This window comes from Pseudomonas cerasi, assembly GCF_027983475.1.
GTDB classification, from domain to species: Bacteria; Pseudomonadota; Gammaproteobacteria; order Pseudomonadales; family Pseudomonadaceae; genus Aquipseudomonas; species Aquipseudomonas cerasi.
This window is the reverse complement of sequence record NZ_JAQJVM010000001.1, coordinates 2,066,922-2,087,249: the sequence shown is the minus strand read 5'-3', so window position 1 is coordinate 2,087,249 and position 20,328 is coordinate 2,066,922. Positions and strand designations below refer to the sequence as shown.

Below are 20,328 nucleotides of genomic sequence, written 5' to 3'. Positions count from 1 at the left end.
AGTCGATGGTATCAGTCACGCCCGGCGCGACTGACACCACCGCTTTGGCGATCAGGCGGTCTGGAGCGATGCGTCGCGCCGTGCCTGTGCACGGCGCGTCAGCACCGAGATGCCCACAGTCAGCACGCCGCACAGGCTGATGACCAGCGCCATTGGCGTGGCCGTGCCATCATGCAGCAAGCCCACCAGACTGGCGGCGACGGCGGCAACGCTGAATTGCAGGCATCCCAGCAACGCCGACGCACTGCCCGCGCGCGCCCACTGGCCATTCATGGCGCAGGCCGATGCATTGGGGATGATGCACCCAAGACTCGCCACACAAATGAACAGCGGCACCAGCAGCGGCCAAAGCGCCTCGGTGCGCAGCAAGCTGATCGCCAGCAACACCAGCCCCGCAGCCAGATAGATCCAGACCGTGCGCGACAGCAAAAACGCCGGACCGGTCTTGCGCAGAATACGCGCATTGATCTGCGCCACCAGAATGAAGCCCGCCGCATTCATCCCGAACAGCCAGCCGTAATGCTCGGCAGGCACGCCATACAGCTTGATGAACACAAACGGCGAGCCCGCGACGTAGGCGAACATCCCGGCCATGGCGATGCCACCGGTCAGCGCATGACCAATGAACACGCCGTCCTTGAACAGATTGAGGTACTGGCCCAGCGCGCCGCTCAACGGCTGGCGCGGCGTGGTGGCCGGCATGCTTTCCGGCAACCCCAGTGCGACGGCCCCAAGACAGGCACCGCTGAACAGGGCCAGGCTGACGAAGATCGATTGCCAGCCAAAGGTGCTGACCAGCACGCCGCCCAGCATGGGAGCCAGAATCGGTGCCAGGCCCATGACCAGCATCAGTTGCGAGAAGACCTTGGCCGACTCGACAGCGTTGCACTTGTCGCTGACGATGGCGCGCGACAAGACCATTCCGGCACAGCCACCCAGCGCCTGTACGAAGCGTGCAGCGATCAGCCATTCAAGACTCGGCGCAAAGGCGCAGGCGACCGAGGCCAGCATGAACAGGGTCACGCCAACCAGTAACGGAATGCGCCGACCGAATCGGTCAGCCACCGGACCATAGGCCAGTTGCCCCAGGGAAAGCCCCAGAAAGTAGGCCGCCAGGGTCAGCTGTACGTGTTTTTCATCGGTCCCGAAATACGAGGCCATGGCCGGAAAGCCAGGAAGATAGAAGTCGATGGCCAGAGGGCCGAAGGCGCTCAATGAGCCAAGGATAAGGATCGTTCGTAGATTCATCGGGTGTCCATTAACGGATGCAGAGCAACGGGCTAGTTTACCCGGCTTACCTTGCAGAGAACGACGGACGGGGGAATTAATTCAAAATTTTTCAATGTTTACAGACCGGGAGACCGCCTTGATCTCCCGGGTCTGGATCATGCCGGCTGCGCCTGATAACCCTCTTCGCTGATCAGGCTGACAATCCGCTCGGGCGACAAACTGCTTTGCACCTTGACCTGTTTACTGGCCAGTTCGACCTGAACATCGGCGCTCGGATCGTCATGCTTGATGGCCTCGGTCACCGCGCGAACACAGTGCCCGCAGGTCATGCCTTGAACGTTGAATAACTGCATGGTGTCACTCCTTCAGTGATGAACAGTGAGCATCTTCAACCTTGTCATCATGGGAAGGTCAAGTTTCTGTCATTGCTGCCGGGCTGGCATTCGGCGTAATCGTGAGCCAAGCTGAGTGATCGACACCTATACCGTCAGCCACATTTACATCAGGAGTATCAGCGATGCGCTGGTCAGCAGTCAGCCTCTTCAGCATTCTCGGTTTCCTGGCTATCACCCCTGCCACTCAGGCGGCTCAGGACTACGGCATCCTGATCATTTCCCGCGAGCGCCTGGAAGTCGCGACTTCCTGCGAGATCGGCATCTACGTTCAGGACCGCCTGGCCGGCAGGCTGTTTCAGGAAGACTCGGTGTCCTTCAACCTGCCGGCAGGTGAAGTCTCGGTGCGGCTGAGCACCCTGCGCGGCAATGTCGTGGGCTGTGAACCCGGCATGGAAGCGCCGCGCAGCACCAAGATTCAGCTGCGCTCCGGGGATATCCTCAAGTACCGCATTGCTACCGACCTCAACGGGCTGTACCTCAAGAAAGCCGACCTCAACTATTGATTCGCGCTTGACCTTGCCCATATGGCAAGGTTGATCCTTGCAGGCAGCCAGCCTCAGGGAGTGATTCACATGCAAGACACCACCACCTTCGACCTGCCGATCAGCGGCATGACCTGCGCCAGTTGCGCAGGTCGGGTCGAGCGTGCCCTGGCCAAAGTGCCGGGGGTCAACAGCGTAACGGTCAACCTGGCCAATGAACGCGCCCATGTAGACACCGCAGCGCACACCGACCCGCAAACCCTGATCGACGCCGTCAGCCGCGCCGGTTATGGCGCCACCCTGAGCCAGGATCGTCACGCCGAAGCCGATCAAAAAGCCCGTCACTTGCATAACGAGCGCTGGGCCTTGCTGCTGGCCATCGCGCTGGCGCTGCCGCTGATCCTGCCGATGCTGCTGACCCCGCTGGGCGTGCACTGGATGCTGCCCGCGTGGGTGCAGTTTGCGCTGGCGACGCCGGTGCAGTTCATCCTTGGCGCACGCTTTTACGTGGCCGCCTGGAAAGCCGTGCGCGCAGGTGCCGGCAATATGGACCTGCTGGTCGCCATCGGTACCAGCGCCGGCTACGGCCTGAGCGTCTATCAATGGCTGCACGCTGCGCCTGGCACAACGCCGCATTTGTATTTCGAAGCATCGGCGGTGGTAATCGCGCTGGTGCTGCTGGGCAAATACCTGGAAAGCCGCGCCAAGCGCCAGACCGCCAGTGCTATCCGTGCCCTTGAAGCACTGCGCCCGGAGCGTGCCCTGCGGGTGGTCGACGGCCTCGAACAGGACGTCGCTATCAGCGCGCTGCAGCTTGATGATCGGGTGCTGGTCAAACCCGGCGAACGCTTTCCGGTGGACGGCGAAGTGGTCGAAGGCCGCAGCCATGCCGACGAAGCGCTGATCACCGGTGAAAGCCTGCCGGTGGTCAAGCAACCGGGCGACAAGGTCACCGGCGGGGCTATCAATGGCGAAGGCCAATTGCTGATCAGGACCACAGCGCTGGGCGCAGAAACGGTGCTGGCGCGCATCATTCGTCTGGTCGAGGACGCCCAGGCAGGCAAGGCTCCGATCCAGAAACTGGTGGATAAAGTCAGCCAGGTGTTCGTGCCGACCGTACTGGTGATTGCCTTGCTCACGCTGGTCGGCTGGCTGCTGGTCGGTACCTCGCTTGAAGTCGCGCTGATCAATGCCGTCGCTGTACTGGTGATCGCCTGCCCTTGCTCGCTGGGCCTTGCGACGCCGACAGCGATCATGGCCGGGACCGGCGTGGCTGCGCGCTACGGCATTCTGATCAAGGACGCCGAAGCGCTGGAACGGGCTCACGAGGTCGATGCCGTGGTGTTCGACAAAACCGGCACGCTGACCTCGGGCACGCCGCGTATCACCAACATGAGCGCGGTGCTGGGCAATGAAGAACACCTTCTGCAACTGGCGGGGGCGCTGCAACGCGGCAGTGAACACCCCTTGGCCAAAGCAGTGCTGGATGTGTGTCATGAATGGCAACTCAAGCCTGATGCCGCGCAAAACAGCCGCGTCCTGAGCGGTCGGGCCATCGCTGGCACCGTCGAGGGCCGTGAGCTAGCGTTGGGCAATCGACGCTTGCTGGAGGAAAGCGGCCTGCCAATGGGCGATCTGGCCGAGTCCGCGCGCATCTGGGAAGCCGAGGGGCGCACGCTGTCCTGGCTGATCGAGCAGGCTCCAGAGCCAAAGGTGATCGGCATGTTTGCCTTTGGTGACACGCTCAAGCCCGGAACCGATCAGGCGATCAAAGCGCTGAATGCGCGGGGCATCACCAGCCATCTGCTGACTGGCGATAACCGTGGCAGTGCCCAAGTGGTTGCCAGGACATTGGGGATACACGACGTGCATGCCGAAGTGCTGCCTGCCGACAAGGCGGCCACCGTCACTCAACTGAAAAGCCATCATGTGGTCGCGATGGTCGGTGACGGCATCAACGATGCTCCGGCGCTGGCGGCGGCGGATGTCGGTATAGCGATGGGCGGCGGGACCGATGTCGCCATGCATGCAGCGGGCATCACCCTGATGCGCGGCGATCCGCGACTGGTTCCGGCCGCCCTCGACATTAGCCGAAGGACCTACGCGAAAATCCGCCAGAACCTGTTCTGGGCGTTCGTCTACAACCTGATCGGCATTCCGCTCGCGGCGCTGGGCTATCTCAATCCGGTATTGGCGGGCGCGGCCATGGCGCTGTCGAGTGTCAGCGTGGTGAGCAATGCGCTGCTGCTGAAAACCTGGAAACCCCGCGACCTGGAGGACGCACCATGAATATCGGTCAAGCGGCGAAAAACAGTGGCTTGAGCGCCAAGATGATCCGCTATTACGAATCCATCGGCCTGTTGCAGGCGGCGCATCGCAGCGACAGCGGCTATCGCGTGTACAGCGCGGACGATCTGCACACGCTGGCGTTCATCAAGCGCTCAAGGGACTTGGGGTTTTCGCTGGAAGAAGTCGGCAAACTGCTGACCCTCTGGCAGGACCGCCAGCGGGCCAGCGCCGACGTCAAGGCACTGGCCCGGCAACACATTGCCGAGCTGAACAAGAAGATCGAAGAACTGGCGAGCCTGCGCGATACGCTTCAGGAACTGGTGGAACATTGCCAAGGCGACGACCGCCCCGACTGCCCGATCCTCAAGGACCTGGCGTCGGGCGGGTGCTGCTAGCCACTTTCACAAGGGTCTCACCGCATCCACTCGATGGAGCGCCTGCACGCGCTCCGTGGGAGCGAGCTTGCTCGCGAAAGGGCCCGTACAGGCTCCGAAAACAGCGTGTCTGATCAATCGCCTTCGCGAGCGAGCTCGCTCCCACAGTGGTCTTACTTACTGCATCACTCGACGGAGCGCCTGCCACACGCACTCCCTGCGGGAGCGCGCCTGCTCGCGAAAGGGCTTTACTGCATCCACGGCGGTGGTGGTTCTTCGGTGGATTTGCTTGGTGGCGCATCGTCTGCCGCGCGAGCTGCCTGGCGACGGGCTTCGTCGAGGCGGGCGGCTTCGATTTCGCGCAGTACGCCGCCCACATCGGCTTCGTCCTCCGGCTCATCGAATTCGCCGGTCAGCACCGTGGCGGGCGACAAGGTGCCTGCCTCGTAGTACGACCACATTTCCTTGGCGTACTTGGTCTTTCTGAGCTCCGGAGCGAAGCGGCCGAAGTACAGCGCCATGTTGCCGACGTCGCGCTCCAGCATGCTGAACGCATGGTTGTTGCCCGCGGCATCGACCGCTTGCGGCAAGTCGATGATGACCGGGCCGGACGGCGCCAGCAGCACGTTGAACTCGGACAGGTCACCGTGCACCAGACCGGCACACAACATCAGCACGATCTGCTCGATCAGGAATGCGTGATACTCGCGCGCCTGATCCGGCTCCAGCACGACGTCGTTCAGACGCGGCGCTGCATCGCCGTACTCGTCGGCCACCAGTTCCATGAGCAGCACGCCTTCCAGGAAGTCATACGGCTTGGGCACCCGAACACCTGCGCTGGCCAGACGAAACAGCGCAGCCACTTCGGCATTCTGCCAGGCGTCTTCGGTTTCCTTGCGCCCGAACTTCGAGCCCTTGGCCATGGCGCGGGCCTGTCGGCTGTTGCGTACCTTGCGGCCTTCCTGATACTCGGCCGCCTGACGGAAACTGCGTTTGTTAGCCTCCTTGTAAACCTTGGCACACCGCAGCTCATTGCCGCAACGCACCACATAAACAGCTGCCTCTTTACCACTCATGAGCGGGCGCAGCACCTCGTCGACCAGACCGTCTTCGATCAGGGGTTCAATGCGTTTAGGAGTTTTCATCAGCTTTTATTGTGGGTCCTTTGTTGCCAGATACGCGATTGTTGCCGTTATACGGCAATCCTCCGCCAGCGAGTAGGGGTAACCCCCTGTGGATTGAAAGGTTTTTTAAGAAAAAACCACGCAATCCCCCGGTTTAAAGCACCTTTCGTGCCGTACAGCAGGTCGAAGATATTCCGGGACAAAACATGTAAAAGCAGAAAAAACAGTGTTGGATGCACTCGTTAGTGCACAAGGCATCCCGGCCTTACTTGAACAAGTCACCGGGGGTGTGACCGAACAAACCCTTGAACGCAGCGATGAATGCTGACGTCGAGTCATAACCGCAGGCCAGCGCGGTATGCGTCACACTGGCGCCCTCTTCCAGTGCAGAAAGCGAAGACAGTAACCGTGCCCGCTGCCGCCAGCCGCGAAAGCTCAATCCGGTTTCCCGCTGGAACAGGCGCATCAGGGTTTTCTCTGAGGTCCCTAGACGGGCGGCCCAGTCGTGCAGGGTAATCAACCGACCCGGCTCCTCGATCAACTCGTTGCACAGCCCCAGCAAACGCGGATGACGCGGCAACGGCAGTGAAAAGCCGACTTCGGGCAACTGCGCCAGTTGATCCAGCAGGACCTGCACCAGCCGCGCCTCATGGCTGTCCTGCTCGGGATAATCCACGGGCAGAAGGCAGAAGCTCTTGATCAGCTCACGGGCCAGTGGCGTGACTTCCAGCACCCTGCAGCGCTGCGGTGCCCACCCCGAATCTGCCGTGCGAATGTACAGGCTGCGCATTTCGGCACGCATGGAGGTCACCACCTCATGCTCAAGCCCGGCAGGCACCCAGACGCCCCACTGCGGCGGCGCAAAGAAACTGCCCTCGGCGGTATGCACCCCCAGAACCCCACTGATGGCGTAGGAAAACTGCACCCAGTCGTGGCGATGGGGCGGCGTCCACGAACCGGCAGTGAGGCTTTCAGCACGGGCATACAGCGGGCGCGGCAGGCCGGCCAATGCCGGTATCTGCCGCTCGCCCGTAGGCTGCCGCTGATTGATCTGTCCGTTACTCGGCATCTTATGGCCTTATGTCGCAAGACGGCTATGGCGCAACAGAGTAGCCTGCACGCATCTCTGTGTACAAACGTTCTACGGACCCCGCATGCAATCACTCAAACACTTCAAACGCGTCGCTACCGACTGGTTCCTCTGGGGCATGGTTCTGGCGACGGTGCTCGCCTACTTCTTCCCACGTTTCGGCGCTACCGGCGGCAGCATGCACGCTGAATACGTCATCAAGGTCGGCGTGTTCGTGGTGTTCTTTCTGCATGGGGTAAACCTGTCCAGCGAGCAGATCAAGAAAGGCCTGACCAACTGGCGCCTGCACGTGATGATCCAGGTCTTCACCTTCGTGGTGTTCCCGCTGATCTGGTTGGCGTGCCAAAAACTGCTGGGCTCGTATGTGCCGGCGCTGCTGATGCTGGGTTTTCTCTACCTGTGCGCCCTGCCCTCGACCATTTCGTCTTCGGTGGCACTGACCGGCAGCGCAGGCGGCAATGTCCCGGCAGCGATTCTCAACGCCAGCATGTCCAGCGTCATCGGGATTTTCATCACCCCGTGGCTGGTCAGCCTGGTGGTCGGCACCGGCGCTGGCGGGATCGATCTGGGCGATACGCTGCTCGACCTGTGCGCCATGCTCCTGCTGCCACTGGTGCTTGGCCAGCTAATGCGGCCGTTGCTGGGCAAATTTTTCGCCCGTCACAAGAAGTACACCAACCTGATCGACAAGCTGGTGATTCTGCTGCTGGTGTACGCGGCGTTCTGCAACTCGATGATCTCCGGCATGTGGCAAAGCCAGGGCAACAGCGTGATCCTGACGGCGTTCGTCGGCACCGCGCTGCTGCTGGCGGTGATCCTGTTGATGACCACCCGCACGGCGCGGCTACTCAAGTTCGATCATGCCGACAAGGTCGCGGCGGTGTTCTGCGCCACCAAGAAATCCCTCGCCGCGGGTGCGCCGATGGCTGCACTGATTTTCGGCAGCAGCCCGGGGCTTGGCCTGATTCTGTTGCCGATCATGATCTACCACCCGATGCAGTTGATCGTGTGCTCGATCATCGCCGAGAGCTACGCCAGTCGCCATCGCCAAGAGCTTTCGGCCGCCGCGCTGGAAGAGGCTCGCGCCGCGTGAATGCGGCTTACATCAGCGCGTCATCATCCAGTGTGACGCGCGCATAGAAGACGATCGCCACGGTAGGGATCAGTGCGGAATAACCCGGCCGCAGCGCAGTGCCGAAGTGCGTCAGCAGGCGTTGCACCGGGGCCTGGCGAATTGCACCCAGCAAGCCCTTGACCGCGCCGGGCGCCTCGTCGGGCTGCGCGGTCTTGAAAAACGCTGCCACGGTCAGGCGCTCGGCCAGTGCATCGACATGCGCGGCATAGATATCCCAGCTCATCGCGCGGACACTGGCGCGCGGCATCTGCACCAGCGGGTGCGCGCTGTTAAACGCATGGCGAAAGAACGTCCTGAGCAGCAGCTCTTCCACTTCAACCACCGTCGCACATTGGTGCAGCGCGTCGCCCAGACCGTATTGCCGCGCCAGCATGCCCAACACTCGCGTATAGGGCACGCCGCGACGCCGGGCGGCATTGATCAGAAAATGCCCGGCGACCAGCTGGAATTCACGCACGAATGCGTACGTACGGTCCGCTTCAGTGGCCTTGAGGCGCGTCCAGCGACTGCTGCGCAAGTGCTTGATGGCCGCCTCCAGCACGTAGTCCGGCGAACGGGCCAGAACGCTGTGCAACCAGACGTCCTGCAAAACCGGGTCGCGGGTCATGGTCGGTAGCACCGCAACGCCGGTTTCCAGCCCTTCACAGCCACGGAAGCGGGTCGCAATCAGCACTTCCTGCAAGCGCTGCCAGTAATGGTGATGGCGATAACCCTGCATGCGCACGTTCTCGAAGTGCTCGACCGGCGTGCGTCCCAGGCTCTTCTCGCCCAGGTTCAGCAAGAGCACATGATCTTCCGTGGAATACGCATTGATCAGCCGTCCGCTGATTCTCTGCTTGAGCAGCTCGGCCTCGGCGGCATCGATACGCACGGCAGCGGCCATCAGCAATACATCGCCCACCACCAGCCCGTGCTCGGGTGTCTGCTGAAGGTCCTTGAGCGCGCTGACCAGCAGCCGGCCGCCCAGTGAATGACCGATCAGATTGACCCGCCTGACGTCGGGATGATGCTCGAACAGGTAGCGATCCAGCTGTGCAAACAGCACCTTGCCCATGTCGCGGGCACGGTTGCGGATGCGCGCGAAGTGAACGACCCGGTCCCCCGCCAACGCCGCCGCGCCCGCGAGCGGGTGCACACGGGCAGCAGCCATGAGCAGACCACGGGAACGGTTGTCCATCTGGGTGAAATGGCTGGATGGCCAGAACGCCAGAATGTTCACACTCTGGCGCAATGCACCGGGGATGCTGTTGGCCAACAGGCGTCGGTCATCCAGATCATGCCCTGACGAATAGCCGTGAATGAAGACGTTGGCGACCTCGCCCGATGTCTTGGGCAGGGTCAGAAATTTGAAGTGATTTTCCACGTTGTCCTGTCACACATGGGCGGTTTACACGCTCAATTTCTGGCGATGAAGCGCTTGGCGATCAGTACGATCAGTCGCAGGCAGAACATGATACCGGTCACCGCGATGACCCATTTGGCCACCAGCAGGAAGTAAGCCTCCGTTTCATCGGAGACCAGCCCCACCAGCAAGCCCATCCCGCCGATCAGCAAACCGATCAGCATCAGCCCGATATAGGGCCTCAGCCAGCGAGTCCGCGCGCCTTTGTCGAACAGATAGAGCACGGTGCCGATCAGAATCAGAAGTACCGATACCCCAATGATGAACCCCATGCCTTACCTCAACGTTACAGGCCAACAATGCTGATTGATCATCCCGCGCACGGATGCGACGCGGAGCGTCACGGCATGCATTCCCACGCTGGAGCGTGAGGAACGATAGGTGCCCGGAAGAACACTTATCGTGCCAGTGCTCTGCGTAGTTCAGTTGTGGATTATGCCCATGACCCCAGCCATTTGCCTAACGCTCCAGAATTGCCGTCACGCCCTGGCCGCCTGCGGCACAGATCGAGATCAGTCCACGCCCGCTGCCTGCCGCATCCAGCAGCTTGGCCAGGTTGGCGACGATGCGGCCTCCGGTTGCGGCGAACGGGTGGCCGGCAGCCAGTGAGCTGCCCTTGACGTTCAGTTTGCTGCGATCAATAGACCCCAACGGCGCATCCAGCCCCAGACGGGTCTTGCAGTAATCGGCGTCTTCCCAGGCCTTGAGGGTGCACAGCACCTGCGCGGCGAAGGCTTCATGAATTTCGTAGTAATCGAATTCCTGAAGGGTCAGGCCATTGCGGGCCAGCAGACGCGGAACGGCGTAGACCGGTGCCATCAGCAGCCCTTCTGCTCCGTTGACGAAGTCCACCGCCGCAGCTTCGCCATCGCGCCAATAGGCCAGCACCGGCAGGTCCCGCTCGCGAGCCCATTCCTCGCTGGCCAGCAACACCACCGATGCGCCATCGGTCAGCGGTGTCGAATTGCCCGCCGACAAGGTGCCCTTGGCGCTGCGCTCGAACGCGGGCTTGAGGCTGGCCAGTTTTTCAAGCGTCAGGTCCGGACGCAGGTTGTTGTCACGGATCAGCCCCAGATACGGCGTCATCAGATCATCCTGCCAGCCCTCGGCGTAGGCTGCCGCCATTTTCAGATGGCTCTCGAGCGCCAGTTGATCCTGCGGCCCGCGCTCTATGCCCCAGGTCTGCGCCATCAGCTCGCAATGTTGACCCATCGACAAGCGTGTACGTGGCTCGCCGTTACGCGGCAGCTCCGGTTTGAGGTGGTGTGGACGCAGCTGCATCAGGGCCTTGAGCTTGTCACCGGGCGTCTTGCTGCGGTTTACCTGCAGCAGGATTTTGCGCAGCCCCTCGTTGACGCCGATCGGTGCATCGGATGTGGTGTCCACGCCGCCGGCAATGCCGCACTCGATCTGCCCCAGAGCGATCTTGTTGGCCACCAGCAACGCCGCTTCCAGCCCCGTACCGCACGCTTGCTGAATGTCGTAGGCCGGGGTCTGTGCCGAGAGCCGCGAGCCGAGCACGCATTCGCGGGTCAGGTTGAAGTCTCTGGAGTGCTTGAGCACCGCACCCGTCACCACCTCGCCCATGCGCAGCCCGTGCAGATTGAAGCGCTCGATCAGCCCTTCCAGAGCAGCCGTGAGCATGTCCTGATTGCTGGCCGTGGCGTAAGGGCCATTGGAGCGCGCGAACGGAATGCGGTTACCGCCGACGATGGCGACCCGACGAGGATGCGTCATGGAAAACTCCCTTTCTTCAAGCGAATGAATGAGCAGTGCCGATCGCAAGAACAAACGTCATGCCACCGTGGTCCATTCCTTTGAACCCCGACTTCAGGAGAGTGTTCCATGCCGTCAGATCGCTACATTGATTTCGCCAACTCCGACATGGGTCGGCGCCTGGTGAAGGCCGCCGGTCTGCCCGCCCCCACTCACCTGGAGCGCTGGCAGGCCGGACGTCTGCGGCCCGTCGAAGGGACGCTGCTGATCAGCGCCGGGCCGCTGGGGGATCAGGTCCGCCAGTTCGCCAGCCGCCTGACCGACTCGCTGTACAGTTTCGGCAGTGAGATGCCCGGTGCCACGACGTGGGTGTCCAACCAGGGGCCGCGCCTGAAAGCAGTCGTGTTCGACGCCAGCCAGATCCTGCGCACCGAGCAGCTCAGGCAGTTGCGGGACTTCTTTCAGCCGCTGCTGCGCAATCTCGATCACTGCGCACATGTGGTCATTCTCGGTAAATCCCCCGAGACACTCGATGATCCGCTGGCCGCCAGCACTCAACAGGCCATCGAAGGTTTCAGCCGCTCACTGGCCAAGGAAGTGCGCAACGGCGCCACGGTCAAACTGCTGCAAGTGGATGACGACGCGCAGGATCAACTGGAGGGCGCCCTGCGCTTTTTCCTCACGCCCAAGGCTGCGTTCATCTCCGGCCAGTTCGTCCACCTGAGAGCCTGCACGAGCAAGGTGCAGGACTGGACCCGCCCGCTGGCCGGACGCAAGGCAGTGGTAACGGGCGCTGCACGCGGCATTGGCGCGTCTATAGCCGAAACCCTGACACGTGATGGTGCGCAGGTCATTCTGCTGGATGTACCGCAGACCAAAAACGAGCTGGAGGCACTGGCCTCGCGGCTTGGCGGTCAGGCTCTGGCGCTGGATATCTGCTCGGCGGATGCTCCGGCACAGTTGCTCGAACACCTGCCCGATGGCGTCGACATACTGGTGCACAACGCCGGCATCACGCGCGACAAGACGCTGGTCAACATGCCGGAAGATTTCTGGGACTCGGTACTGGCGGTCAACCTCAATGCGCCGCAAGTGCTGACTCAAGTGCTGCTCGACGCGGGAGCCTTAAAGGACAACGCCCGCATCGTGCTCATGGCCTCGATCAGCGGTATCGCCGGTAATCGCGGGCAAACCAACTACACCACCAGCAAGGCCGGTCTGATCGGTTTTGCACGGGCCATGGCACCCGGACTCAAGTCACGCGGCATCAGCATCAACGCCGTCGCGCCGGGCTTCATCGAAACGAAAATGACCGCGCACATGCCGTTCACCCTGCGTGAAGCCGGGCGGCGCATGAGTTCGCTGGGTCAGGGCGGCTCGCCACAGGACGTTGCCGAAGCAGTGGCGTGGTTCAGCCAGCCGGGCAGCGGCGCGGTGAGCGGTCAGGTTCTACGTGTATGTGGTCAAAACGTGATCGGGGCTTAAGCACCCGCATCGAATTCAAGGAGATGGATGATGACGGCTCACTGGCGCTACCTCAATTCCCTGCAGCCCCTGTCCAACCTGTTCATCCAGGCTGCGCTCAGGCGCAAGGTCACCGGGATGCAGCTACCCGATCTGGGCTTGCGCAGCTGGATCGCGGTCGATACCGATAAGCTCGAGGCATACCGCAAGGTCTGCGGCTTCGAAGAAAGCAGCCTGCTGCCTCCGACCTACCCGCATGTGCTGGCGTTTCCGCTGCAAATGCAATTGATGACCTCCGAGGACTTTCCATTCCCGCTGCTGGGGTTGATTCACCTCGCCAATCGCACCCGCACGCATCGTCCACTGGGCGGTGTGAGCCAGTTGTACATCAGCGTACAGGCCACTGATCTGCGCCCGCACGCCAAGGGCGCGACGTTCACCCTGGTCACTCAGGCCGAAGACGGCATGGGGCTGTTGTGGGAAGAAGAAAGCACCATGCTGTGCACCGCTGTGCACCTGGAAGACAGCCCTGTGAGCTATCCCGAAGCCGCGCCGCTACCGCTCAGCGAGCTGCAAGGCTGGCGGGCGTCGGCGCAAATAGGCCGCGAATACGCCAAGGTGTCGGGCGACTACAACCCGATTCACCTCAGCGCCCCCAGCGCCAGGCTGTTCGGTTTTCCACGCGCCATCGCCCACGGCATGTGGCTCAAGGCCCGTGCGCTCGCGGCACTGGGCGAGCATTTGCCGGCCTCGAATGTCGAGATCAGCGTGCAGTTCCAGAAGCCTGTACGCCTGCCTGCCGACGTGACGCTGTCGACCAGTGCCGCCGGCTCGCATGGCCAGTTCCGTGTCGAAGGCCAGGAGGGCATCGTGCATATGGTCGGTAGCTGGCAGCCTGTCAGCGAGTGACGCACAGCCGGATGAACACCTCTGACGGGAGCATTGCTCCCATCAACGGCTGAACAAACCTCAACGCCCACTTGCCTGGCGAACCGTTCCCCCTGAAGCTATGCGTCTTCAGGAGAACACGATGAACCTCGACGAGTTGACCCAACGCCTGCACCGCATCCGCGACCAGAATGACTGGAAGCCATTTCACAGCCCGAAAAACCTGGCCATGGCTGCCAGTGTGGAGATGGCCGAGCTGGTGGAAATATTCCAATGGCTGCGCGAAGACCAGTCCCGCGAGCTGCCTGCCGAACAGTTGGAGCACGCCGGCCAGGAAGTCGGCGACATCGTCCTCTACCTGTTGCTGCTGTGCAGCGAACTGGGGCTGGACATGGACACGGTGGTGCGTAATAAGCTGGCTGACAGCGAGCGGAGATTTGCCAAGTGAGTGATCGGCATTTCGACCAGTTGGCGACCCGCTTTGCGGAAAAGATCTATGGCGGTGCCAAGGGAGCCATTCGTCTGGCGGTGCTGCAGGCCGACCTGACCGAGACCCTGCCCGCACGACCGCTTCGTGTACTGGATATCGGCGCCGGGCTGGGACACATGTCGCTGTGGCTGGCCGAACAGGGTCATCAGGTAACCCTGGCCGAACCCGCCGAGCCGATGCTCGAAGGCGCACGTCAGCGCTTCGCCGATGCCGGACAGACGGCAACCTTCATTCAGGCTCCGTGGCAGGCGCTGCCGGAGTTACTGAGCGACACTTATGATCTGGTGCTGTGCCACGCGGTGCTGGAATGGCTGGCCGAGCCGCATACCATCCTCCCGGTGCTACGCCAGTTGACCAGGGACGATGGCTGGTTATCACTGGCGTTTTACAACCGCGATGCGTTGATCTATCGCAACCTGTTGAAGGGCCATTTCCGCAAGATGCGCAAGAATGACATGGCCGGGGAAAAACAGAGCCTGACGCCCCAGCAACCGCTCGACCCCCGGGAACTGGCGACGCAACTTGAAGGCCTGTGGCAAGTCGAAACCCGTAGCGGGGTGCGGGTATTTCACGATTACATGCCGGTTGAATTCCAGGCTCGGGCCGAGCTGACGGATCTGCTGGAAATGGAACTGGCGCATCGGCGTCATCCAGCCTTTGCAGGGCTGGGTCGATACCTTCACTGGATGTGCCGTCCGGTCTGACATCACTGCGGAGCCCACCATGAAACACCGTTCTGCCTTGTTTGCCGTGCTGCTGGGGACCAGTCTGTTCGGGATCAGCGCCTGCCAGAGCGACAACCCGTATGTCGCCAGCTCTCTGCCCATGCCGCCCGCTCCTGCGCAGGCGGCAAGGACGCTGGACATGAGCGCCTACCCTGCGCCGCCGCGGGACTATGGGCGTTATCGGTCCTGGGGCTGGCTCAACGGCCAGCTGCCGCCCGGTACGGCGTGGGTGGATTCGGCGCAGGTGGTCGAAGCCGTGAGCAACGGTCTGGACCAGCGTGGTTTGCGACCGGCTCGCGGCAATCAGCCGGCAGACTTGAACGTCACTGCCACGACCCGCCAGGAAACCCGGCTGCGTCAGGTGCGTGAAGATTACGATCCCTACTATGGGGGCGGCATGGGCTATGGCCGCTACGATGGCTACCGGCCCGGTTACGGCGGCTACGCCAGCGTGCCGGTGGTACGCACCTATCAGGAAAAGGTCATGGTGGTGCAGATCAACCTGATCGACGCGCGCAGCAACCAGCCGGTATGGAGCGCCAGCGCCGATGCGCGCGCCAGCAATAATCTGGCCGACCGCAGCAGTGCGTTGCGCCAGGCCGTGCAACAGGCTCTGGCGGCCTACCCGCCTTCGTAACCCTTTCGGAGAACTGCCATGTTTCGCCGTATCGTTCTGCTGACCTGTGCCGTGCTGCTGACGGCCTGTCAGAGCAACTCGATCAATCGCGACTTCGATGCCCAGCGGGATTTCGGCGGCTATCGCAGCTGGAGCTGGAAGGAGCCCGCCGTTCAGTATCAGCCTGACAATGATCCGCGGCTCAAGAGCGACCTGACCGAGCAGCGCCTTCGCCAGTCGATCGGCGAACAGCTGGACCAGCGCGGTCTGCGCATGGCAACAGCCGGTGCCCGGCCGGATTTGAAAGTGCAGGCCTGGCTGATTGTCGAAAACCGTCAGCAGACGGTCAGCACCAACTATGGCGGGGGCTGGAACCCCTGGGGTGGTTATGGCTACTGGAACGGGCCGATGAACACCGAAACCCGCAGCGTCGACTACAAGGTCGGCACCGTGCAGATCGATATGTTCGACGGCAAGGACGGCAAACTGGTCTGGCGTGGAAGCACCGAGCGCATTCTCAACGACAACGCCGGCAGCCCGTCCGAACGCGATCAGGCCATGCGCACCACGGTGGCGAAAATTCTGGAGCAGTATCCACCGCGCTAGCCACGACTGACGTGCCGATGCACTGCGTCGGCATGGCGTTTCAGACGCTCTGCTGCCTTGGGCAATGAACAGCGCGATCCGGGCTCAGGCCTGCAGATCGCCCTGCATTTCATCGAGCAATTCCTGAATCGCGTCGAGACGCTCTTCGGGATCGTCGATTTCCAGCAGTTCCACTTTGTCTTTTTCGGTGAACGGCAGCAGGTAGGCAAGCTGGTTGGACAACGCGTATTGCCCACCGGCAGACATGCCCATGTTCAAGGAAGCCACCATCGGATGCTCGGCCAGCGCTTCGAGCAGGGCCACGAGGTCAGCATCTTCCTCCTGCAACGGGCGCTCCACGGGCTCTTCCAGCCATTCAACCTCGGCCACCAACAGTTGATCGCGCTGAACCTCGGCGGCAACGACGCGGAAGCGACGCCCGCCGACGACCCGAATGCCCAGCAAGCCGTTCTCCTGCTGCTGAAAATCGGTAACCAGCGCTTCGCAGCCGATCATCGAGTAGCCGCCCGGCACTGGGCCGATTTCACTTCCCTCGGTGATACACACCACACCGAACCCTTCTCCCTGCTTCATGCAACGGCCGATCATGTCCAGGTAACGGGCCTCGAACAGCTGCAGATCAAGCACGCACCCCGGAAACAGCACAGCGTTCAGTGGAAACAATGGCAGCGTCATAGAAAAGCCTCCTTTTAAATGGCCAGCGACATTGCCAGCGGCAGGAACAACGCCGTCGCAACGCCCATCAGACTCATTGCCAACGCAGCAAAAGCCCCCGATTCCTCGCCCTCCTGCAATGCCACGGATGTGCCTACCGCATGTGCAGTGAGCCCCAGCGCCATGCCTCGGGCAGCAGGATTATCCACCCCGATCAGCGACAGCAGACCGGGGCCGAAAATGGCACCGAATACACCAGTAATCAACACAAAAACCGCTGCCAGGGCGGCAACCCCGCCGATCTGCTCGGCGACCAGCATGGCAATGGGCGATGTCACCGACTTCGGTGCCATGGTCATCAGAATCATGTGGTCGGCACCGAACAGCACCCCGAAGCCCACGCACAGGCCGGTGGCAAACACCCCGCCGACTACCAGCGTAGTCAAGACCGGCCAGAACAACTGTCGGATCCGTCGCATATTCAGATAGAGCGGGACCGCCAGCGCGACGGTTGCAGGCCCCAGCAGCGTGCCCAGAATCTCGGTGCTTTTGCGGTACTCGGCGTACTCAAGGTCGCAGAACAGCACGACCCCGATCACCACCACCATCGAGACCAGCACGGGCTGCAGAAACAGCCAGCGGGTTCTTTCGTAAGCCGCCATCGCCAGTTGATAGGCACCCAGGGTGATCGCGATGCCGAAAAGCGGGTGATGAATCACCGACAGCCATGCACCGTGCCAGTCAAGACTCATGGCAACTCCCGGCGCTGAGCCTGACGCTTGATCAGGGTCTGCATCAGCCAGCCGACGAAGGTCACGGAAATCATCAGCGACAGGGTCAGCGTGCCGAAGATCGCCCAGAAGTCCTCGGCAATCGCCGACGCGTAAACCATCACCCCGACCGCAGGCGGCACCAGCAGCAACGGCAGATAGCGCAACAAACTGCTGGCAGCAGTGCTGATCGGCTCGCTGACTTCACCGCGCCACATCAGATAGCCCATTAACAGCACTAGGCCGATGATCGGCCCCGGCAAAATCGACAGAAACAGATGGTTGAGCGCGGTCCCCAGCAATTGGAACAGCACCAGCCATGTCAAACCCCTTAACAGCATGAGGACTCCAGCAGATAAACGAACCCGGCGAACGATCGGCGTCATTATAAACACGCTGCGCCAGAGGTCATGAGTGGGTATTCGCATTGCCGCAGTTGCTTGACCGGGCAACCGCCCTCTGCTGATCTGGTCATTCGCCCGCAGGCATCAGCGGATGCGGGCAGTGGCAGCTCCATACCCCCTCATCAGACAAGGAGAGCGGCATGCCTTTTGTACCCGTCGAAGAGCTCAAACAATACATCGGCAAGGACGCAGTCTATTCAGACTGGCTGACCATCGATCAGCAGCGTATCAACCTGTTCGCCGACGCCACAGGGGATTTCCAGTTCATCCATGTCGACCCGGTCAAAGCAGCGCAGACCCCGTTCGGCACGACTATCGCACACGGCTTCCTGTCTTTGTCGCTGATCCCCAAGCTCATGGAGGGCATCATGGTACTGCCCGAAGGCTTGAAGATGGCGGTCAATTACGGGATGGACAGTGTGCGCTTCGTTCAACCGGTGACGGTCAACTCGCGGGTGCGCCTCAAGGTCCAATTGACCGGCGTAAGCGAGAAAAAACCCGGTCAGTGGTTGCTCAAGGCAATGGCCACACTGGAGATAGAAGGTCAGGAAAAACCCGCTTTTGTGGCCGAGCCTTTAACGCTGTGTTTCGTATAAGGCGTTTAAAACATGAAACAGTCGTAACAGACTGTTTCATCCCGCTGACCCGCTGCGGCATACTCCCCTGCGGTCGTGCCCCATAACATCTGCTCAAGCGGAGCCGGGCTCGCCCCTGAATCATTCTTCCGGGATCTCACATGCGCGCGCTCGCTCCATTGGCTTTGACACTCTTGATCGCAGGTTGCGGTGATGGCGAATCAATTTTGCCGCCAGACGGCCGCCTGCCCGACGGCGGACGCTACCGGGGCGATCTGGTCAATGGCGTTCTACAGGGCCAGGGCCGCATCGATTACCCCAACGGCAGTTGGTACGCAGGTCAGTTCGAAAACGGCCTGCGTCAAGGTCAGGGCGAATGGCACTCCAGCACCGGCGACGTCTACAAGGGTGGCTTCGAGCAAGGTCTGTTCAATGGCCAGGGCCGCCTGACCACCCGCGCTGGCGCGAGTTATGTCGGCAACTTCAAGCTTGGCATGCGCGACGGCGAAGGCACCCAGAAAGACAAGGGCGTGCTTTACCGTGGCCAGTTCAAGGCCGGTGTGTACGACGGACCCGGTCGCCTGGAGCTGGAAGACGGCAGCCAGCATCAGGGCATGTTCGCCAATGGCAAGGCCAATGGCGAGGGTTCGCGCAGTGACGCCAGCGGCAACCAGTACAGCGGCAATTTCATCGACGGACAATTGCAGGGCACCGGCAGCTTCACCAGCGCTGACGGCGATCAATACGTCGGCAATTTCCACAACAGCCAGCTGGATGGCAAGGGTCGCTACGAAAACAGTGACGGCGACGTCTGGAGCGGTGAATTCAAGGAAGGCGCGCTGACCGGCAAAGGCGAGTTGATCGGCTCTGACGGCAGCCGCTATCAGGGTGATTTCGACAACTGGCGCTTCATGGGTCAGGGCCAGTTGCTGTTGGCCGATGGCAGCCGTTACATCGGCCAGTTTGCCGATGACACTTACCAGGGCGACGGTGTGCTGATTTCCGCCGATGGCAAGGAGCAACGCGGCATCTGGGCCAATGGTCAGCGGATCCGTGATGCCAAAGGCAAATTGCTGCCGGACCCACTGGAAGCAGGGCTGCTGGTCCAGGGTTCGCTGCTGGACAAGGCACTGGCAGCCGTGCCGGCGTCGACACCCGCTACCGAGCTGTACACGCTCGTGGTAGGTGGCGACGGCAAGCAGAGCGTGTTCATGCGCGAGGCGGACTACGTGAGCAACCTGCTCAAGTCGCGTTTCGGGGCCGTCGGACAGGTCAGCCTGGTCAATCATCGCGATCACATGGATGACCGGCCGATGGCGACGCGTGAAACCATCACCCGCGCAGTACAGACACTCGCCCAGCGCACCGGCCCGGAAGATCTGGTGTTCATTTACCTGACCAGCCACGGCACTCAGGATCATGAACTGGTGCTCGACCAGCCGCGCCTGTCGCTGGCAGACCTGCCCGCCGACGCCCTGGCAGCAGCCCTCGCGCCATTGAAGAACCGTGACAAGGTCGTGGTGATTTCAGCCTGTTATTCGGGCGGGTTCATTCCCGACCTGAAAGATGAGCGCACGCTGATCATGACCGCCTCGCGCGCCGACCGCGTCTCGTTCGGCTGCTCGGAAGAAGCGGACTTCACTTATTTTGGCGATGCACTATTTGCCAGGGCATTGGTCGAAACCGATGACCTGCAACACGCTTTCAACGAAGCGAAGGCCTATGTTGCGCAACGTGAGACCGAAGACAACTTCGAAGCCTCCGAACCGCAGATATGGGCACCCAAAGGAGTCCTGGCGCGCTGGCAGCAGTTGCGCAAGAGCCAGGCCGAACGCGCGTTGAGTACGGCGTTGAACCGCACGGAAGCGAAGACTTCGACTAGCCGCTAGGCTTATGTGT

Annotated in this window: 22 protein-coding genes; 12 read left to right on the top strand and 10 right to left on the bottom strand. The window is 61.6% G+C overall.

Annotated features, from left to right (window positions below; genetic code table 11):
- Positions 1–51: 51 nt before the first annotated feature.
- Both PI739_RS09010 and PI739_RS09005 read right to left on the bottom strand, forming a co-directional pair.
- Positions 52–1,248: a multidrug effflux MFS transporter gene (locus tag PI739_RS09010; RefSeq protein ID WP_271351722.1), complete on the bottom strand. Its 1,197-nt coding sequence runs from the start codon at positions 1,246–1,248 to the stop codon at positions 52–54.
- 137 nt (positions 1,249–1,385) lie between these two features.
- Entirely contained in the window at positions 1,386–1,583 is a 198-nt protein-coding gene (locus tag PI739_RS09005; protein WP_003366461.1) for a heavy-metal-associated domain-containing protein, read from the bottom strand.
- A 164-nt stretch (positions 1,584–1,747) separates the two neighbouring features.
- On the opposite strand from PI739_RS09005, the gene PI739_RS09000 reads away from it, so the two are divergent.
- The 3 genes from PI739_RS09000 to cueR all read left to right on the top strand — a co-directional run bounded on the left by PI739_RS09000 (position 1,748) and on the right by cueR (position 4,791).
- A complete protein-coding gene (locus PI739_RS09000) occupies positions 1,748–2,128 on the top strand; it encodes a hypothetical protein (RefSeq protein ID WP_003366459.1) in 381 nt (126 codons plus the stop codon).
- A 69-nt stretch (positions 2,129–2,197) separates the two neighbouring features.
- On the top strand, positions 2,198–4,396 hold the full coding sequence (locus PI739_RS08995) for a heavy metal translocating P-type ATPase (RefSeq protein ID WP_271351720.1): 2,199 nt from the start codon (positions 2,198–2,200) through the stop codon (positions 4,394–4,396).
- Positions 4,393–4,791 carry a Cu(I)-responsive transcriptional regulator gene (gene cueR, locus PI739_RS08990; protein ID WP_003366456.1) on the top strand — a complete coding sequence of 133 codons (399 nt, stop codon included), beginning with the start codon at positions 4,393–4,395 and terminating at the stop codon, positions 4,789–4,791. Before PI739_RS08995 ends, cueR begins: the two co-directional genes overlap by 4 nt.
- 227 nt (positions 4,792–5,018) lie before the next feature.
- Here cueR and PI739_RS08985 read toward each other — a convergent pair whose 3' ends face one another.
- Both PI739_RS08985 and PI739_RS08980 read right to left on the bottom strand, forming a co-directional pair.
- Positions 5,019–5,915: a PA4780 family RIO1-like protein kinase gene (locus tag PI739_RS08985; RefSeq protein ID WP_003366454.1), complete on the bottom strand. Its 897-nt coding sequence runs from the start codon at positions 5,913–5,915 to the stop codon at positions 5,019–5,021.
- A gap of 244 nt (positions 5,916–6,159) precedes the next feature.
- A complete protein-coding gene (locus PI739_RS08980; RefSeq protein ID WP_003366452.1) occupies positions 6,160–6,963 on the bottom strand; it encodes an AraC family transcriptional regulator in 804 nt (267 codons plus the stop codon).
- A gap of 85 nt (positions 6,964–7,048) precedes the next feature.
- On the opposite strand from PI739_RS08980, the gene PI739_RS08975 reads away from it, so the two are divergent.
- On the top strand, positions 7,049–8,077 hold the full coding sequence (locus tag PI739_RS08975; protein ID WP_058416257.1) for a bile acid:sodium symporter family protein: 1,029 nt from the start codon (positions 7,049–7,051) through the stop codon (positions 8,075–8,077).
- 7 nt (positions 8,078–8,084) lie between these two features.
- Here PI739_RS08975 and PI739_RS08970 read toward each other — a convergent pair whose 3' ends face one another.
- The 3 genes from PI739_RS08970 to PI739_RS08960 all read right to left on the bottom strand — a co-directional run bounded on the left by PI739_RS08970 (position 8,085) and on the right by PI739_RS08960 (position 11,258).
- Positions 8,085–9,482 (bottom strand): DUF726 domain-containing protein, encoded by a 1,398-nt coding sequence (locus PI739_RS08970; RefSeq protein ID WP_271351719.1) that lies wholly within the window; start codon positions 9,480–9,482, stop codon positions 8,085–8,087.
- Positions 9,483–9,514: 32 nt separating this feature from the next.
- A complete protein-coding gene (locus tag PI739_RS08965) occupies positions 9,515–9,793 on the bottom strand; it encodes a hypothetical protein (RefSeq protein WP_003366444.1) in 279 nt (92 codons plus the stop codon).
- Between the two features lie 187 nt (positions 9,794–9,980).
- Positions 9,981–11,258: an acetyl-CoA C-acetyltransferase gene (locus tag PI739_RS08960; RefSeq protein WP_003431862.1), complete on the bottom strand. Its 1,278-nt coding sequence runs from the start codon at positions 11,256–11,258 to the stop codon at positions 9,981–9,983.
- A 108-nt stretch (positions 11,259–11,366) separates the two neighbouring features.
- On the opposite strand from PI739_RS08960, the gene PI739_RS08955 reads away from it, so the two are divergent.
- The 6 genes from PI739_RS08955 (at position 11,367) to PI739_RS08930 (ending at position 16,026) form a co-directional block, all read left to right on the top strand.
- On the top strand, positions 11,367–12,722 hold the full coding sequence (locus PI739_RS08955; RefSeq protein WP_044310531.1) for a 3-oxoacyl-ACP reductase: 1,356 nt from the start codon (positions 11,367–11,369) through the stop codon (positions 12,720–12,722).
- A 30-nt stretch (positions 12,723–12,752) separates the two neighbouring features.
- A complete protein-coding gene (locus PI739_RS08950; RefSeq protein ID WP_054081323.1) occupies positions 12,753–13,610 on the top strand; it encodes a MaoC family dehydratase in 858 nt (285 codons plus the stop codon).
- Between the two features lie 121 nt (positions 13,611–13,731).
- Positions 13,732–14,037, top strand: a complete 306-nt coding sequence (locus tag PI739_RS08945; RefSeq protein ID WP_003366436.1) for a MazG-like family protein — start codon at positions 13,732–13,734, stop codon at positions 14,035–14,037.
- A complete protein-coding gene (locus PI739_RS08940; protein ID WP_003431865.1) occupies positions 14,034–14,783 on the top strand; it encodes a methyltransferase domain-containing protein in 750 nt (249 codons plus the stop codon). Before PI739_RS08945 ends, PI739_RS08940 begins: the two co-directional genes overlap by 4 nt.
- A gap of 19 nt (positions 14,784–14,802) precedes the next feature.
- Positions 14,803–15,441, top strand: coding sequence for a DUF4136 domain-containing protein (locus PI739_RS08935; RefSeq protein ID WP_054081322.1), 639 nt, complete (start codon positions 14,803–14,805; stop codon positions 15,439–15,441).
- Between the two features lie 18 nt (positions 15,442–15,459).
- A complete protein-coding gene (locus PI739_RS08930; protein ID WP_003366430.1) occupies positions 15,460–16,026 on the top strand; it encodes a DUF4136 domain-containing protein in 567 nt (188 codons plus the stop codon).
- Positions 16,027–16,110: 84 nt separating this feature from the next.
- Here PI739_RS08930 and PI739_RS08925 read toward each other — a convergent pair whose 3' ends face one another.
- Genes PI739_RS08925 through PI739_RS08915 form a run of 3 tightly spaced genes read right to left on the bottom strand, consistent with a single transcriptional unit; the run spans position 16,111 to position 17,791 of the window.
- Positions 16,111–16,701, bottom strand: coding sequence for an LON peptidase substrate-binding domain-containing protein (locus tag PI739_RS08925; RefSeq protein ID WP_003366428.1), 591 nt, complete (start codon positions 16,699–16,701; stop codon positions 16,111–16,113).
- Between the two features lie 14 nt (positions 16,702–16,715).
- Positions 16,716–17,432, bottom strand: a complete 717-nt coding sequence (locus tag PI739_RS08920) for an LrgB family protein (RefSeq protein WP_003366426.1) — start codon at positions 17,430–17,432, stop codon at positions 16,716–16,718.
- Complete coding sequence (locus PI739_RS08915; RefSeq protein ID WP_003431869.1) at positions 17,429–17,791, bottom strand: CidA/LrgA family protein; 363 nt, start codon at positions 17,789–17,791, stop codon at positions 17,429–17,431. The genes PI739_RS08920 and PI739_RS08915 overlap by 4 nt, the downstream gene beginning before the upstream one ends.
- 203 nt (positions 17,792–17,994) lie before the next feature.
- On the opposite strand from PI739_RS08915, the gene PI739_RS08910 reads away from it, so the two are divergent.
- Both PI739_RS08910 and PI739_RS08905 read left to right on the top strand, forming a co-directional pair.
- Complete coding sequence (locus PI739_RS08910; protein ID WP_003366420.1) at positions 17,995–18,450, top strand: MaoC family dehydratase; 456 nt, start codon at positions 17,995–17,997, stop codon at positions 18,448–18,450.
- A gap of 140 nt (positions 18,451–18,590) precedes the next feature.
- Positions 18,591–20,318, top strand: coding sequence for a C13 family peptidase (locus tag PI739_RS08905; RefSeq protein ID WP_003366418.1), 1,728 nt, complete (start codon positions 18,591–18,593; stop codon positions 20,316–20,318).
- Positions 20,319–20,328 lie beyond the last annotated feature (10 nt).